General features: G+C 72.3%; 16 protein-coding genes and 1 pseudogene. 10 read left to right on the forward strand and 7 right to left on the reverse strand.

Annotation, left to right across the window (positions count from 1 at the left end; genetic code table 11):
* Positions 1-294 (reverse strand): annotated as a pseudogene (locus MFF61_RS25885) (S1 RNA-binding domain-containing protein); the annotation flags it as partial.
* A gap of 790 nt (positions 295-1,084) precedes the next feature.
* Here MFF61_RS25885 and MFF61_RS25890 point away from each other — a divergent pair.
* The 4 genes from MFF61_RS25890 to MFF61_RS25905 all read left to right on the forward strand — a co-directional run bounded on the left by MFF61_RS25890 (position 1,085) and on the right by MFF61_RS25905 (position 3,654).
* The gene (locus MFF61_RS25890) at positions 1,085-1,447 is read left to right on the forward strand and encodes a translation initiation factor IF-2 (protein WP_238240576.1); all 363 of its coding nucleotides are present in this window, start codon (positions 1,085-1,087) and stop codon (positions 1,445-1,447) included.
* A 308-nt stretch (positions 1,448-1,755) separates the two neighbouring features.
* Positions 1,756-2,328: a Ros/MucR family transcriptional regulator gene (locus MFF61_RS25895; RefSeq protein ID WP_238240577.1), complete on the forward strand. Its 573-nt coding sequence runs from the start codon at positions 1,756-1,758 to the stop codon at positions 2,326-2,328.
* 123 nt (positions 2,329-2,451) lie between these two features.
* Entirely contained in the window at positions 2,452-2,832 is a 381-nt protein-coding gene (locus MFF61_RS25900; RefSeq protein ID WP_238240578.1) for a hypothetical protein, read from the forward strand.
* A 222-nt stretch (positions 2,833-3,054) separates the two neighbouring features.
* The gene (locus tag MFF61_RS25905) at positions 3,055-3,654 is read left to right on the forward strand and encodes a DUF4142 domain-containing protein (protein WP_238240579.1); all 600 of its coding nucleotides are present in this window, start codon (positions 3,055-3,057) and stop codon (positions 3,652-3,654) included.
* A gap of 76 nt (positions 3,655-3,730) precedes the next feature.
* Here the strand turns inward: MFF61_RS25905 and MFF61_RS25910 are convergent, their stop codons facing one another.
* Entirely contained in the window at positions 3,731-4,390 is a 660-nt protein-coding gene (locus tag MFF61_RS25910; RefSeq protein WP_238240580.1) for a DUF4142 domain-containing protein, read from the reverse strand.
* 218 nt (positions 4,391-4,608) lie between these two features.
* Here MFF61_RS25910 and MFF61_RS25915 point away from each other — a divergent pair, with 218 nt between their 5' ends.
* Together MFF61_RS25915 and MFF61_RS25920 are read left to right on the forward strand one after the other, a co-directional pair.
* Complete coding sequence (locus tag MFF61_RS25915; RefSeq protein WP_238240581.1) at positions 4,609-4,863, forward strand: hypothetical protein; 255 nt, start codon at positions 4,609-4,611, stop codon at positions 4,861-4,863.
* Positions 4,864-5,189: 326 nt separating this feature from the next.
* A complete protein-coding gene (locus MFF61_RS25920) occupies positions 5,190-5,450 on the forward strand; it encodes a hypothetical protein (protein WP_238240582.1) in 261 nt (86 codons plus the stop codon).
* A gap of 112 nt (positions 5,451-5,562) precedes the next feature.
* Here MFF61_RS25920 and MFF61_RS25925 read toward each other — a convergent pair whose 3' ends face one another.
* Positions 5,563-7,275, reverse strand: coding sequence for an MFS transporter (locus MFF61_RS25925; RefSeq protein ID WP_238240583.1), 1,713 nt, complete (start codon positions 7,273-7,275; stop codon positions 5,563-5,565).
* A gap of 468 nt (positions 7,276-7,743) precedes the next feature.
* Between MFF61_RS25925 and MFF61_RS25930 the strand changes: the two genes are divergently transcribed.
* Together MFF61_RS25930 and MFF61_RS25935 are read left to right on the forward strand one after the other, a co-directional pair.
* Positions 7,744-8,316 (forward strand): hypothetical protein, encoded by a 573-nt coding sequence (locus tag MFF61_RS25930; RefSeq protein ID WP_238240584.1) that lies wholly within the window; start codon positions 7,744-7,746, stop codon positions 8,314-8,316.
* A gap of 367 nt (positions 8,317-8,683) precedes the next feature.
* Positions 8,684-8,833, forward strand: coding sequence for a hypothetical protein (locus MFF61_RS25935; RefSeq protein ID WP_238240585.1), 150 nt, complete (start codon positions 8,684-8,686; stop codon positions 8,831-8,833).
* 165 nt (positions 8,834-8,998) lie between these two features.
* Here MFF61_RS25935 and MFF61_RS25940 read toward each other — a convergent pair whose 3' ends face one another.
* The 4 genes from MFF61_RS25940 to MFF61_RS25955 all read right to left on the reverse strand — a co-directional run bounded on the left by MFF61_RS25940 (position 8,999) and on the right by MFF61_RS25955 (position 13,410).
* Positions 8,999-9,223 carry a hypothetical protein gene (locus MFF61_RS25940; protein WP_238240586.1) on the reverse strand — a complete coding sequence of 75 codons (225 nt, stop codon included), beginning with the start codon at positions 9,221-9,223 and terminating at the stop codon, positions 8,999-9,001.
* A gap of 13 nt (positions 9,224-9,236) precedes the next feature.
* Positions 9,237-11,339 (reverse strand): glycine--tRNA ligase subunit beta, encoded by a 2,103-nt coding sequence (gene glyS, locus MFF61_RS25945; protein WP_238240587.1) that lies wholly within the window; start codon positions 11,337-11,339, stop codon positions 9,237-9,239.
* A 104-nt stretch (positions 11,340-11,443) separates the two neighbouring features.
* Positions 11,444-12,394 (reverse strand): cyclase family protein, encoded by a 951-nt coding sequence (locus tag MFF61_RS25950; protein WP_238240588.1) that lies wholly within the window; start codon positions 12,392-12,394, stop codon positions 11,444-11,446.
* A gap of 74 nt (positions 12,395-12,468) precedes the next feature.
* Positions 12,469-13,410: a glycine--tRNA ligase subunit alpha gene (locus MFF61_RS25955; protein WP_373324801.1), complete on the reverse strand. Its 942-nt coding sequence runs from the start codon at positions 13,408-13,410 to the stop codon at positions 12,469-12,471.
* Positions 13,411-13,682: 272 nt separating this feature from the next.
* Between MFF61_RS25955 and MFF61_RS25960 the strand changes: the two genes are divergently transcribed.
* Both MFF61_RS25960 and MFF61_RS25965 read left to right on the forward strand, forming a co-directional pair.
* Positions 13,683-13,991 (forward strand): hypothetical protein, encoded by a 309-nt coding sequence (locus MFF61_RS25960; protein ID WP_238240589.1) that lies wholly within the window; start codon positions 13,683-13,685, stop codon positions 13,989-13,991.
* Positions 13,992-14,011: 20 nt separating this feature from the next.
* A complete protein-coding gene (locus MFF61_RS25965) occupies positions 14,012-15,127 on the forward strand; it encodes a helix-turn-helix transcriptional regulator (RefSeq protein ID WP_238240590.1) in 1,116 nt (371 codons plus the stop codon).
* Positions 15,128-15,140 lie beyond the last annotated feature (13 nt).

Below are 15,140 nucleotides of genomic sequence, written 5' to 3' on the forward strand. Positions count from 1 at the left end.
GCGCTCGGCCCGGGCATCCTCCTCCAGGAGGGCGAGCCGGTCGGCGATCGGGATCTGGTAGTAGTCGGGGTGGATCTCGCTGAAGGCGAGGAAGCCGTGCCGGTTGCCCCCGTACTCGACGAAGGCGGCCTGCAGCGACGGTTCGACCCGCGTGACCTTGGCGAGGTAGATGTTGCCGCGCAGCTGGCGGCGGCTAGCGGATTCGAAATCGAACTCCTCGACCTTCGACCCCTTGACCGTCACCACCCGGGTCTCTTCCGGGTGGGCGGCATCGATGAGCATCTTGTTGGCCATGACGAACTTTCGGCATGGCGAGTGACGGCAGCAAAGCTCGACCGAGCCGGCCGGGCGGTGACGCCGGCCTCCGGGAGGCTCTCAGGTGCCGAAGCCGGGGGGCCGCGGCGGTTGATATCGCGCTGGGTTTGCCGTCAATCGCCGCTGCGCGCGAGCGTGCGCGCGAGGGGTTGACCACGGCCGGGGGCAGGGGGCGCGGACAGGCGCGACGCCGGATGCGTGCGCTGGGACCGGCAGCGACGGAGACCGAAGCTGTGCGTCCGCGCATTCTCCCACCGACCTCTCGAAACGACGGGCCGGCAGGGTGTCGCCGGCCGGCGATAGAACGGGGCGACGACGCGCTTGAGAAGCGCCGCCGCTGGCTAAAACGACACCTGCCCGGCTCGGAGAAGCCGACCGTCTGGCGGTGAGCCGGCGACGGGCCTTGAGCGCCCGGCCCCCTCGACGGGATCGGGCAGGCCCGCGGGCCGCGACGGAATCCGGCGGCGACGGGCGGGGGTCGATACCATTACAGAGTGCCGGGCCGAATTGGCAAGCAGGATCGATCGCGCGGGGTTGATCAATCGGAAACGGACCCGGCCGGCCCGAGATCCTCCGCGACCGCCGATCGCGGTCCGGCTCCACGACGGCCGCGACCGCTGCACCCGCGCCGGAGCGGCACGGCGCGCGACGGCACCGGACGATCCCCGATGTGCCGGGCGGCACCGCGGCCGGGCGCGGACGCGGCGAGGATGCCCGCGACCCGAAGCGGCACGCTCCGCGCCGGCCGCACCCTCCCAGGGGGATGATCATGAAGACGCGTCTCGTCAGCCTCGCCGCCGCCCTCGCGCTCACCGCCGCCACCAGCGCCCAGGCTGCCCTGGCCGTGGCCGGCGGCGAGCCCGCCGCACCGGCGCCCGCGGCCGAGGCCGCGCCGCCGGAACCCGCCGCGGCGCCGGCCGCCGAGACCGTCGCGGCACCCGCGGCCCCGGTCTGGGCGCAGCCGCGCCGTGCCGCGCGGCCCGACCGCTATCGCGCGGCGCGCTACGCGGGCGGTCAGGGCGCGACCTGGAAGACCGGCCGGGACGCCTACGGCTTCCGGGGCACGTTCGGCGGCTGCCGCTACTTCGGCACCACCGGCCCGCACGGCTACAAGCTCAACCGGAGCTGCTGACCCGGTCCCGGCGGCCCGACATCCGGGACGGACGCAGGGACGAACACGCTCCGCGGCGGGTCCAGAGAGGATTCGGCCGGGCTGCCGCCCCCGTTCTCGCTGTCTCGGCCGCCCCCGAAGCGCGGCCCGGGTCTTGTTTGAGGCGCCACCCCGCACGCCTCGACTGGCGCGAGACCTGCCGTTCACGCCGCTGGCCCGGCCCAGAGCCCATCATCCCGCCGGTTTTGCTGTGCACATACGACGATTTTCATTGACGCGTCGCGCCGGACATTACACTCCTGTGCCATCTGAAGCACAGGGACACATAAATGAGCGAAACTGAAGCATCCTCCGCCGACCTCAGCGGCCTCACCAGCGATATCGTGTCTGCCTACGTCTCGAAGAACAACGTGCCGTCCGGGGAGCTGCCCGCGCTCATCCGCAGCGTCTACGAGGTTCTCAGCAACATCGGCAAGCCGGCCGCCCCCACCGCTGAGGAAGCGCCCAGGCTGACACCCGCGCAGGTCCGCAAGTCGGTCACGCCCGACCACCTCATCAGTTTCGTGGACGGCAAGCCCTACAAGTCCCTGAAGCGCCACCTCACCAAGCACGGCCTGACGCCGGACGAATACCGGACCAAGTTCGGGCTGCCGCGGGATTACCCGATGGTGGCCGAGAGCTACGCCAAGCAGCGCTCGGAACTCGCCAAGAGCCTCGGCCTCGGCCAGATCCGGCGCGACCGCGCCGCCAAGGCGCAGACCGCCTCGCAGGCGCCCGCCGCGGAGGCGCCGCCCGTCGAAGCCCCGGCCGAGAAGGCGAGTGCCTCCGAGAAGCCGGCGCGGCGGGGGCGCGGCGCCAAGGCCGCCGAGAAGGCCGCCGCCGAGAAGGCCGCCGCGGAGTAGCCCCGGCGGGGCCGCCGGGCCGGCCCGTTCGCGGGCCGGCGCCCGGACCGCGCGCAAGGCCGGGCTTGACCGTGCCGCAGGGCGTCCCGATAAGCGAATGGCTGCGCTTGGGGAGAGGCGGCGATGCGCATCGCGATGCTGCTGGCGGTCGGGCTCTGCGCCGCCAGCGCCCGGGCGACGGAGGCGCTGCCCGCGCCCGATGCGCGCGCGGCCTATTCCGAGTTCCGGATCAGCCTCGCCCTTCAGGGCTGGAAGCCCGGTCGCGACGCCAGGACGGGGCCCACCTGCACGAGCGGCCGGACCCGGATCTGCGAGACCTTCGCGGAGGCCGTCACCTGCCAGCGCACGACGCCGTCGCGCTGCCTGTTCCTCTGGAAGAAGAACGCGACGCAGATCGAGGTGGAGACCGTCGGCAGCCAGCCCTACGGGATCCGGGTGGACCAGATGCGCTGCCGCGCCGGCTGCGCCGAGGAGGGACCACCCTGGACCGGCATCGATCGCTGAGATCCCCTGCTTGGAGCAGGCTTCGATCGGATCGAACCGTCAAGCCTGCTCTCGGTTTTGGGTTTTGCCGCATCGTCTGCGACGAACCGGCATCCACGTCGTCGGACCATGCTCCAATACTCGACTGCAGTATAAGGCGACGCTGAAACCGCGCGCGCGAGGGCACGTTGGTGGGGTCCGTTCCACCATCCCGACGTGGAGCACCCTTCCGTGGAGCCTCCCATGCATCGTCGCCACGCGTTTCTGGGCCTGGTCTCGGCCCTGGCCGTTCCCGCCCTCCTCGGCCCCGCCGTCGCGCAGAACACGCCGAGCCCCACCGCCGACAGGACCGGCAACACCGGCGCCCGCATGGGCGAAGCGGAGGCCCGCTACGCCGCCGACACCCTGGCCGCGGGCGCGCTCGCCCTCGCGGCGAGCCGGCTCGCGCTCAAGAAGGGCAAGGACGACGACGTCAAGGAATTCGCCGGCTTCGAGGTCGCCGAGCAGGAGACCATCGCCGACATCCTCAAGGCGATGCGCGACCAGACCGTCGCGCCGAGCGGACAGGTCAAGCCTCCCTCCGAGGCGGAGGTGACGGGGCAGCTCGACGCCAAGGGCAAGGCGATGATCGAGGCGCTCGAGAGCGCCAAGGCCGGCAGCGCGTTCGACCGCGAGTACATCCGCGGCCAGATCGAGGGACATCGCGCCCTGCTGCAGATCCAGGAAGCGTATCTCTCCTCGGGCAAGGACCGCGAGACCCTGGCCGTCGCCAAGCTCGCGCGCGGCCAGATCAAGGAACACCTGGTGCTCCTGGCCGACATCGAGGACGACCTGAAGGGCTGATCCGGACGGGCCGGCGCGGCTCGCAAAGAGCCGTCCGGGCGGCGGAGCCGAAACCGGCGCCGCCGCCCGGATGCGGTCAGCCCTGCGGGCCGCCCATCATCCGCTGCATCTGCGTGAGCTGCGAGATGTGCAGCCGGATCAGCGGCAGGGCGCCGCGGGCGATCCGGCGCAGGGCCGGATCCTCGCCGCTCTCCGCATAGGTGCCGTGGATCGCGAGGGCCTCGCGGTGACCCTGGAGGGACGCGTTGACGAAGGTGGCGTCGTATTGCGGACCGGGCTGGAGTCCGGAGAGCTGCGAGAGGATCGCCGCCTTCTGCTCGTCGCTCGTCATCGCGCCCGGCGCGCCGAGCACGCCGCCGACCACGCCGGCCGCCGCCCCGGCGGCCGCACCCGCCACCGCGAAGGGCGCGGCCACCAGCCCGCCGACCACGCCGCCCGGCCCCGGCGGGCGCCCGGCCATCATCGGCGCCCCACCCGTCGCCGCGTCGATCCGGTTGGCGAGGTCGACCTGTTCGACCACCTCGGCGCGCGCGAACCGCTTCACGCGCGGGTTGTCGGTCTTGTTGAACGCGTCGCGGGCCGTGTTCTCCAGGAACACGCCGCCGCGGGTGGCCATGTCGAGGTAGACCGGGGTCGGGATCGCGCCGGCCGGCGTCGGCTGCGCGACGGCGGTGCGGGTCACGGCGAGGGCCGCGGTCGCGGACATCATCCCGAGGAGAAACTCACGGCGCTGCATGGGCGGACTCCGGATAAACGCATGAAGTGTATAGTGTGAAGAACTCGACCAAACCGAGTGCTCCGGGGACATAATCTCGGCACGCGCCCGCATGTTCCTGCGGCGCGGCCGCTGACACCGTCCCGACGGGACGTACCCTCAAGTGAGGTCGATCGCGGGTGTGGCGGGGCCCGGGCCGGGTCTGAACCAGCGGCCCGAACCGGTGCGGAGGTTGGACGATGCAGGACGAGGTGACGGCGTTGCAGGTGGACCAGCAGGTGCAGCGCGTGCTGGCCGCCTCCCTGGCGCTCGCGGAGCAATCGCTGCTCCTGGGTCTCGCGATTCACCTCGCATGGCTCGACGCCTGGATCCGGCCGATCCTGCGGGCTCAGGACAGCTATCGGGAGTGGCACACCCAGCAGGAGCGCCGGCAGCGGCTGGTGCGCCGCGGGGTGCCGGACCGGATCGCCCGCCAGGGCCTGCGGCTGGTGTGACGCGCCGCCTCCTCGGCCGCGCCCCGCAGAGGGACGCTCCCGCAGATCCGCCGGAACAACGGGAACCGCGGGTCGGGCGGCCCGTTCGGTGAGCATCTCTGCCGGCCGGTGAACTGTCCGCGCAGGTCATGCCGAATGGAAGGCCGGGCAGCCGGCGCGTGCGAAACCTCACAGCGCCGCGGCTCGCGCTGGTGTTTACCGATTTTCGAACCGCTCAACGGGTTTCGGCGCAACCGTTCTTCGCTTCGCGACTTATCTCTGGCAAGACGGCGAGCCGAACCTCCACGGCCGAACGCCCCTCACCCCCAACGACCAGGATGTCCTCCATGTGCGCGCGATCCGGCGCCCGCCTGTCCCTGCTCGCTCTCCTGCTGGCGCTCTCGGGCGGCCTCGCGGCGGAGGCGGCCCCGGCCGTCGACAAGACGCCCGCCAAGGCGGCGAGCCGCGGCACGGCGGTGCGCGACGTGACGGCGACCGCGACCGTCCCGGAGGACCCGGCCGAGGACGCCAACTGCACCACCGCCCGCAAGCGCCTCTTCGTCGACGGCGAGGGCTGGATCGTGCGCCGCGTCACCACCTGCCGCTGACCGCCCCGGCCGCCCGGTTCGGCGGTCCTGGCAAACCCCGAATGCGAGAGCGCCCCGCCTGGGTCCAGGCGGGGCGCTCGTTTGTGGTCGGGCCGTCAGGGTGGTCCGGCCCTCAGCGGGCCGGTCCCTCGAAGGTGGTGATGTCGCGGTCCTTGGTCTCCGGCACCAGCAGGAGGCCGAGCGCGAAGGTCATGAGCGCGATCACGATCGGGTACCAGAGGCCGAAGTAGATGTCGCCCGTGGAGGCCACCATCGCGAAGGCGGTCGGGGGCAGGAAGCCGCCGAACCAGCCGTTGCCGATGTGGTAGGGCAGGGACATCGCGGTGTAGCGGATGCGGGTCGGGAAGAATTCGACCAGCGCCGCCGCGATCGGGCCGTAGACCGCCGTCACGTAGAGGACGAGGATCGTCAGGATGCCGATCATCTTGAGCGCCGCCACGTTGCCGAGCGCCGAGAAGAAGCCGTTCACCTTGACGATGCTGGGGTCGCCCGCCGGGGCGTAGCCGACCGCGGTGGCCGCGGTGGCGAAGGTGGTCATGCTCTTGGCCACCGCCGCGTCGATCGGCGCCTCGGTGCCGTTGAACGTGACCTTGGCGGGGGTGCCCGCCGGGGCCGGCACCAGCTCGTACTTGATGGCCGAGCGGGCGAGCGCCACGCGGGCGACGTCGCAGGGCGCCGTGAAGGTGCGGATGCCGACGGGGTCGAACACCGAGCCGCAGGTGGCCGGGTCGGCGACGACCTGCACCTTGGCGTTCTCCAGGGCCGAGGCGAGCTTCGGGTTGCCGATGCTGGTCAGGGCCTGGAAGAGCGGGAAGTAGGTGATCGCCGCGACGAGGCAGCCCGCCAGGATCACCGGCTTGCGGCCGATCCGGTCGGAGAGCGAGCCGAAGAAGATGAACCCGCCGGTGCCCAGGATCAGCGACCAGGCGATCAGCACGTTCGCGGTGAAGAGATCCACCTTGAGGATGTTCTGGATGAAGAACAGCGCGTAGAACTGTCCCGTGTACCAGACCACCGCCTGGCCCGCCACGAGGCCGAGCAGGGCGATGATGACCATCTTGGCGTTCTTCCACTGGCCGAATGCCTCGGACAGCGGCGCCTTCGACTGCGTGCCTTCCTCCTTCATCTTCTTGAAGGCGGGGCTCTCATTCATCTGCAGCCGGATCCAGACCGAGATGCCGAGCAGCACGACCGAGATCAGGAAGGGAATGCGCCAGCCCGCGATCGGGTAGCCCTCGCCGCGCTGGAAACCGGCCTCGCCCATCCACAGGCGCAGGGACAGGATCACGACCAGCGAGAGCAGCAGGCCCACCGTGGCGGTGGTCTGGATCCAACTGGTGTAGAAGCCGCGGCGCCCGACCGGCGCGTGCTCGGCCACGTAGACCGCGGCGCCGCCGTACTCGCCGCCGAGCGCGAGGCCCTGCGCCATGCGCAGCACGATCAGGATGACCGGGGCGATCCAGCCGATCTGGTCGTAGGAGGGCAGCAGGCCGACGCAGAAGGTCGACAGGCCCATGATCAGGATGGTGATCAGGAAGGTGTACTTGCGCCCGACGAGGTCGCCGATGCGGCCGAACACCAGCGCGCCGAACGGGCGCACCAGGAAGCCCGCCGCGAAGGCGAGGAGCGCGAAGACGTTGCGGGTCGCCGGATCGAAGGCGGAGAAGAACTGCGCCCCGATGATCACCGCGAGCGAGCCGTAGAGGTAGAAGTCGTACCACTCGAAGACGGTGCCGAGCGAGGAGGCGAGAATCACCCGCTTCTCCTCCCCGGTCATCGGGCGCGGCGCTTCCATCGCCCGGCCGACTGCGGTTCCTGATGCCATGATGGCGTTCCTCCGTTGTGCGGGCCTTCTCGCGGTCCGCTGGGCGCCGTTCCGCCTCGCCGGACCGGGCGGCCGCCCGCAGGCCGCCGCACGATCGCCGCCGTGCGGGAGGGGTCGGGGCCGGTTCTCCGGCCGCCGCGGCGTCTCCCGACACGAGCGCAGCCCAACGGTTAATCCACGCCCGGGCGAGACCCAATTCTCAATTCGTCGTCCGACTTAGGTCGTGAGACTTCCGTAGGGCCGCGCCAGGGCGCGGGGCCGCGCCTGCGCGCGGGGCCGCGCCTGCGCAGTCTGCCCCGGCTGGCGCCCGATCCGGCCGGGAACGAGGATGAACCGTGGGCGTTCGACGCTCGGCGGCTCTGCTTGGCGCAGCTCCGCCGAGAATCGTGCGTCCGCTGCGTCGTCGCCGAATCGGCGACCCCGTCGGCGAATGATGCTCAGGATCCCGTCCGGAGGCGAAAGAGACCCATGCGTCGCGACCTGATCGGCCTCGGGCTCGGCGCCCTGGCCCTGTGCACCGTCCCGGCCGCCGCCGGACCGGTCGGCGCCCCGCAGGCGGGGGCCCCGCATGGGGGCTTCAGGCCCGCGCCCGCCCGGGGGGCCGTCGCCGGCTATCCCCGCGGCCCGCACCATCCCGGCCACCGCGCCGGCTTCCGCCGGCACTCCGGCTACGGCTACGGCTACGGCCTGCCGCTCGGCTATGCCGGCGTGGTCGCGGGCGCACCCGCGGCCGCAGCGCCCGTCGAGCCCTTCCTGACCCTGCCGAGCCCGGAGGAGCTGGTTCCGGCGGCCTGGGGCTACGGCACCTACGGCATCCCGACGGTTGCCGGCATCCCGGCCCCGCCGCGGGCCGACCCGGTGGTCTACGTCATCCACGGCGTGGAGTCCGAGCGGGCCGCGCCGCCGGCCCGGCGAATCGGCAGGGACCCCGCCGGCTCCGGCAGGCGCAGCGACACGGCCCGGCCGGCCGAAGGGATCCGGCCCGTCAGCTACCGCGCGGGTGCGGCGCGGGTGGTCGAGCTCACGGTGCCGCGGCGCTGAGAGCCGCCGAGACCGGGGCGGCCCGCCTCCCGTGCCGGGGCGGGCCACGGCCCCGCGCCGGACTCGCGTCACTCCGAATCGCGCGCGCGCCTCCTCCGATGCGCCCCGCCCGCCTCCCGGCGCGCGATTCCGAAGCAGTGGCCAAGATCCGCCCCAGAATTTCTTGACATCGCCCATTCGACCAAAGTACGAAGCGGTCAAGAACGGGGGGCGGGAGGGGGACGTGTCACAAGTATCAGTCCCGTACAATCTATTCCGCAATGCACATAAAGAAGATCTTTATTGTGCAGTGCAGGTATGCGCGCCGGTCCCGTCGTTCGTCCGGATGCCCGCGTGGCGCTTCGTCGATGTCCTGAGCGAGGCCGGCATGCCGAAGGGCTTCCTGGCGGATGCCGCGCGGCAATCGTCGCGCTGGAACGGCTTCTACCTGTTTCTGGCCTGGGGGCATGAGACCTCGGGGCACGAGACCTTGCCCGCCGGCCGGCCGGCCGAGATGCGGCTGCCGAGCGCGGCCTGAACCGGGCCGCGCGGCGGCCGCTGGATCACGGGCCGCCCGATCGGGCGCGACCTCATCACCGCACGGGCAGACCCTGGCGTGCCGCCGCCGTTCCACAACCGGAGCGACCCGCCCTGCGTGCCGGTGCTGCTCTGGCCCCTGGCGCCGTTGCCCTGCGGGCCGGCGCTAATGGCAGCACGACCTCACGGTGACCAGCGCCGGTCGGTACGCGGGCTGCGGCTGGTTCTCGGGCTTCTTCACCACGATGCCGATCTCGGTCCGCGCCGCGGCCAGATCAGCCGGGCCGCCCGCCGGCACCGCCTTCGCGCTGCAGGCCGCGGTAGCGCTGCCGGTGATCGGGACACCGCTCGACGCGGCCACCGGTCCGGCGGCGAACACGCGGACTCGCATCGTGCCATCCCGCTCAGCCCTCGATGCGCGAGAAGTCGGCCACCGTCCGGGTGGCGCTGCGCAGGGCGTTGAGGAGGGCGAGGCGGTTGGCGCGCAGGGCCGGCTCCTCGGCGTTGACCGTGACCGTGTCGAAGAAGGCGTCCACCGGCGCGCGCAGGGATGCCAGCGCCCGCATCGCCCCCTCGAAATCCTCCGCCGCGACGGCGCGGGCGGCCTCGGCCGCCGCCGCATCGAGGGCGCGCGCCAGCGCCGTCTCCTCGGGCAGCGCGAACAGGGCGGGGTCGGGGGCGGCGTCGTGGGCGCGCCCGTCCTTCTTCTCCTCGATGCGCAGGATGTTGGCCGCGCGCCGGTAGCCCGCGAGCAGGTTCCGTCCGTCCTCGGTGTCGAGGAAGCGCCCGAGCGCCTCGACCCGGCGCACCACCATCAGCAGGTCGTCCTGGCCGGGCAGGGCGAAGACCGCGTCGATCAGGTCGTGGCGGGCGCCCTGGTCGCGCAGGTAGACCTTCAGGCGGTCGGCGAAGAAGGCGAGGAGGTCGGGCGCGAAGGCATCGGCCCCGACGCCGTGGCCGGCCGCGGCCCGCCCGACCGGCCCGAGCAGGGGCAGGCGCGCCTCGCTCGACAGGACGAGCCGGATCACCCCGAGCGCCGCCCGCCGCAGCGCGTACGGATCCTTGCTCCCCGTGGGCGTCTCGTCGATCGACCAGAACCCCACCAGCGTGTCGAGCTTGTCGGCGAGCGCCACCGCCACCGAGACCGGCGCGGTCGGCACCCGGTCGCCCGGGCCGAGCGGCTTGTAATGCTCCTCGATCGCCGCGGCGACCTCCGCCGGCTCGCCCTGGAGCGCGGCGTAGTAGCGGCCCATCAGGCCCTGCAGCTCGGGGAACTCGCCCACCATCTCGGTGACGAGGTCGGCCTTGGCGAGGCGCGCGGCGCGCGCGGCCAGATCCGGGTCGGCGCCGACGATCGGCGCGAGGTCCCGCGCCAGCGCGGCGAGGCGCGCGACGCGCTCACCCTGCGTGCCGAGCCTCTCGTGGAAGACGATGCTGTCGAGCTTCGGCAGCCGCTCCTCCAGCTTCACCTTCCGGTCCGTCTCCCAGAAGAACTTGGCGTCCGAGAGCCGGGCGCGGACCACCCGCTCGTTGCCCGCCACGATCGCCGCGCCGCCGTCCGAGGCGACGAGGTTCGAGACCAGGATGAAGGCGTTGGCGAGCCGCTCGGTACCGTCCGCGGCGGGCGCGCGCAGCACGAAGCACTTCTGGTTCGCCCGGATGGTCGCGCGGATCACCTCGGGCGGGATGGCAAGGAAGCTCTCGTCGAAGGAGCCCAGCAGGGTCACGGGCCATTCGACGAGGCCCGCCACCTCCTCCAGCAACCCCTCGTCCTCCACGAGGTCGAGGCCGCGCGCGAAGGCGAGGTCGCGCGCGTCGTGCAGGATGATGTCGCGGCGCCGGTCCGGGTCGAGCACGACACCCGCGCGCTCCAGGGCCGGCAGGTAGTCGGCAAAGCGGCGCACCTCGATCGGGCCGGGGCTGAGGAAGCGGTGGCCGTAGGTGGTGAATCCGGCCGCGATGCCGTCCACCGCGAAGGGCACCCGCTCGGGCGTCTCGGTCTCCGGGCCGAAGCTCGCCACGATGGCGTGGAGCGGGCGCACCCAGCGCAGGGAGCCCGGCTCCGCCGAGGCGGAGCCCCAGCGCATCGATTTCGGCCAGGGGAAGCCGCGGATGATCGCGGGCAGGATCTCGGCCAGCACGTCGAGGGTGTCGCGGCCCGGCCGCTCGATCACCGCGACGTAGAACTCGCCCTTCTTCGGGTCGGAGACGATCCTCGCCGCGTCGAGGCTCGCGAGCCCCGCGCTCTTGAGGAAGCCCTGCACGGCGGCGTCCGGCGCGCCGACGCGCGGGCCCTTGCGCTCCTCGCGCACGTCCTTGCCCCGCGGCGGCAGGCCCGCGACGTGGAGCGCGAGGCGGCGCGGGGTCGAGAAGGCCTTGGCGCCTTCGTACAGGAAGCCGCGCTCCACCAGGGCGTCGGTCACGAGCTTGCGCAGGTCCTCCGCGGCCCGGCGCTGCATGCGCGCGGGGATTTCCTCGGAGAAGAGTTCGAGCAGGAGATCGGGCATCGGGCGGCCTTGAGGGTCCTCCGGCCGGAGGACCCGTGTGCGGTTCGGCGAGGCGCGGGTGTAGCGCCCGCGGGCGCCGAGCGCTACCGGCCCGAAGCCCGCCGCTACCGGATCGCCACCGGGTTGACGATCGCCTGGATCGACCCGGTGTAGCGGGGCGCGCCGAGCACGAACAGGAACTCCCTCACCCCGTCGCGGATCAGCCCCCGGGTGTCGAGGGTCTCCAGGATGTAGATGCCGTTATGGGCGAGCAGGATCTGGTGGCCCTCCCAGACCCGGTCGCCGCGGAACGGCACCGCCTCGATGCCCCAGGTGTCGGCCCCGACCGCGACCACCTCCTTGGAGGCGAGATAGCGTGCGCCCTCGGCGTCGATGCCGGGCTCGCCGGCCCCGAAGCGCTTGGCGTCCTCGCCCAGCATCGAGAGCCAGCCGGTGTGCAGCACCACCACGTCGCCCTTGCCCGGGCTCACGCCCGCGGCTGTCTCGGCGGCCTTGATGTCGTCGACGGTGACGAGGTCGCCCTCGACGAGCCGCTCCTTGCCCTTGGCCTTGGCCACGTCGAGGAGGACGCCGCGCGTGACGATCGGCGGGATCTTGTGTACCCCGAGCTTCTTCACGCCGGTGGTGTCGAAGATGTCCTTCATCCGGTTGCGGTTGTAGAAGGTCGAATCCGTGCCGAGATGCGCGAGCCCGTCGATCTGGGTGCCGACCCCGAGCCAGCCCGTCACCATGTCGTCGAGGTAGCTCATCTTGTTCGACCCGAAGGTGACGCCCTCGGGCTGGTTGGGCGCCATCACGGTCACGGCGATGCTGCGCGGCGGGAAGGCGGGGGTCCCGCGGTCGACCGGGATGCCGAGCGCGTAGGTCTTGCCGGTGGTGACGAGCCGCATCGCCTCCAGCACCTTGGCGGGCGAGAGGTGGTTGGCGGCGCCGATCTCGTCCTCCGCGCCCCAGCGCGAGACCGGGATCTCGGTCGGCGCCGGCTGGGCGCCCGCCGCACCGGCCAGGGCGAAAAGGCCCGCCGCAGCGGCGGCGAGCGGAATGGCGGATCTCATGGCATCCCTCCTGGTCCCCGCGTCTGCCGCGCGGGCCGCACCAGGCTAAGGTCGCGCCCGACGCGAGTCGAGGCTCAGGCCCCGCCGGCCTCCGTGCGCAGCCACGCCGCGCCGCAGGCCTTGGCGAGGTCGCGCACCCGCAGGATGTAGCTCTGGCGCTCGGTCACCGAGATCACCCCGCGCGCGTCGAGCAGGTTGAAGACGTGGCTCGCCTTGATGCACTGGTCGTAGGCCGGCTGCACCATGCGGTGGCGCGCGCCGGCGCCGGCCTCGCCCGCCTCCAGGTAGCGGCGGCAGGCGGCCTCCGCGTCGCGGAAGTGGCGGAACAGCATCTCGGTGTCGGCCGCCTCGAAGTTGTGGCGGGAATACTCCTGCTCGGCCTGCAGGAAGACGTCGCCGTAGGTGACCTTCTCGTCGCCCTCGCGGCCGTTGAAGTTCAGATCGTAGACGTTCTCGACGCCCTGCACGTACATGGCGAGGCGCTCCAGCCCGTAGGTCAGCTCGCCCGCGACCGGGGCGCATTCGAAGCCCGCGACCTGCTGGAAATAGGTGAACTGGCTCACCTCCATGCCGTCGCACCAGCACTCCCAGCCCAGGCCCCAGGCACCCAGCGTCGGGCTCTCCCAGTCGTCCTCGACGAAGCGGATGTCGTGGAGCGCGAGGTCGACGCCGATCGCGGCGAGCGAGGCGAGGTAGAGCTCCTGCAGGTTCGGCGGGTTCGGCTTCAGGATGACCTGGAACTGGTAGTAGTGCTGGAGCCGGTTCGGGTTCTCGCCGTAGCGCCCGTCCTTGGGCCGGCGCGAGGGCTGCACGTAGGCGGCCTTCCACGGCTTCGGCCCGAGCGCCCGCAGCGTGGTGGCGGGATGGAAGGTGCCGGCGCCGACCTCCATGTCGTAGGGCTGCAGGATCACGCAGCCCTGGGCCGCCCAGAACCGCTGCAGCGTCAGGATCAGCCCCTGGAAGGAGCGCGTCGGCCGCAGGGCGTCGTCGGCGGCGGTCAGGCTGGGGGCGGACATGCTGGGGACGGACATGCTGGGGACGGACATGGCGGGTCTCGTGGGGAAGCCCGGCCCGTTTACGCGGGCCCCCGCGCCAGTCAACCGCAGGGCCTGCCGCGCCGATGCACGCATTGCGTGCAGACGCCTCATGCGTTCGGATGACGTCGCAGTCCAGCATCCGATGTAGACGGTCATTCCGTCCGTTCCTCCACAGACGAGCCGAGAGTTCGTCATCGATCCGGACCCGTCACGCACGTCTTCCTGCACGAGAACCGGCACGGGAGTCAGGCATGCCCTTCGCAACGCCCGCCGATATCGCCCTGACCTTGTTCACCCTGTGCAACGGCGCGCGGATCTTCGCCTATCTGCCGCAGATCCTGACGCTGGTGCAGGACCGCAGCGGCGCGGCCGGGATCTCCTGCGCCACCTGGGTGCTGTTCACGGTCTCGAACGCCTCGACGGTGTTCTACGCGCTGCTGGTGCTCGGCGACGCGGCCATGAGCGCCATCTTCGCCCTCAACACGGCCTTCTGTGTCGCCGTGGTGCTGCTGACGCTGCACCGCCGCCGATGCGCCGCCGCGCCGCGGGCGTCCGGCTGAGCGGCGGGGAGGGGAGCGCGGTGCCGCAGCCGGTTCCGGACACCCTGATCGACCTGATCTACGACGCCGCCACGGAGGCGGCGCTGTGGCCCCGGGTGATCGCGGCGATCGCCGACTTGCTGGGCAGCGAGGGCGGCGTGCTGTTCGGCCTCTCGATCGCCCGCAAACGCGTGCACTTCACCTATGACGCACGGCTCGATCCCGAGAGCCATCGCGTGCACGAGCAGCGCCACATCCAGAACGTCTGGTCGCGGGTGATGATGCACAAGCCGGCGGGCAGCATCGTGTTCTCGGACGAGATCCTGCCGGAGGCGGACCTCGTCGGCACCGAATTCCGGCACGACATCCTGCGCCCGCAGGGCCTGATCCGGAACGCGATGGTGCCGGTCACCCGGTCCGGTCATTTCCAGAGCGCCTTCAACATCCTGCGCACCCCCGGGCAGGGGCCGTTCGCGGAGCGCGACCGCGCGGTGCTGGGGTGGATCGTGCCGCATCTCAAGCGCGCGATGCAGCTGCAGCTGCGCGTCGAGGCGCACGAGGCGCTGGCCGGGGCGCAGTTCGCGGTGCTGGACTGCCTCGCCATGGGGGTCGTGGTGCTCGACCGCACCGGTGCGGTGCTGTTCGCCAACGAGGCCGCCCGCGCGCTCCACGCGGCGGGCGGGCCGATCCTGCTCAAGGACGGCACCCTCACCGCCCTCGTGCCGGGGGACGCGGCGGCGCTGCACGCCCGGCTGCGCGCGGTGGCGGAGGGCCGCGCGGGCGGCGCGGTGCGGCTGACCGATCCCGGCGGCGCCCGCACGGCCTTCGCGCTGGTCGCGCCGCTGCGCGGGCGCATGGCCGGGATCCTGGATGACGAGGGCCTGCGCTGCGCCGCCGCGGCGGTGTTCGTGAGCGCCGGTCCGCCCCCGCCCGCCGACCCCCGGACGATGATGCGCCTCTACGACCTCACGCCCGCGGAGGCCCGGGTCGCGGCGGAACTCGCGCAGGGGCGCTCCTACGCGGCCATCGCCGGCTCGCTCGGGATCAGCATCAACACGGTCAAGACCCACATGCGCCGGATCCTGGCGAAGGCGGGCGTCGAGCGTCCGGCAGAGTTCGCGAGCCTCGCCGCGACGCTCCAGCTCGTCCGCCTCTGACCGGCAGGCCCGC

It is taken from the genome of Methylobacterium isbiliense (genome assembly GCF_022179325.1).
In the GTDB taxonomy this organism is placed as follows: Bacteria; Pseudomonadota; Alphaproteobacteria; order Rhizobiales; family Beijerinckiaceae; genus Methylobacterium; species Methylobacterium isbiliense.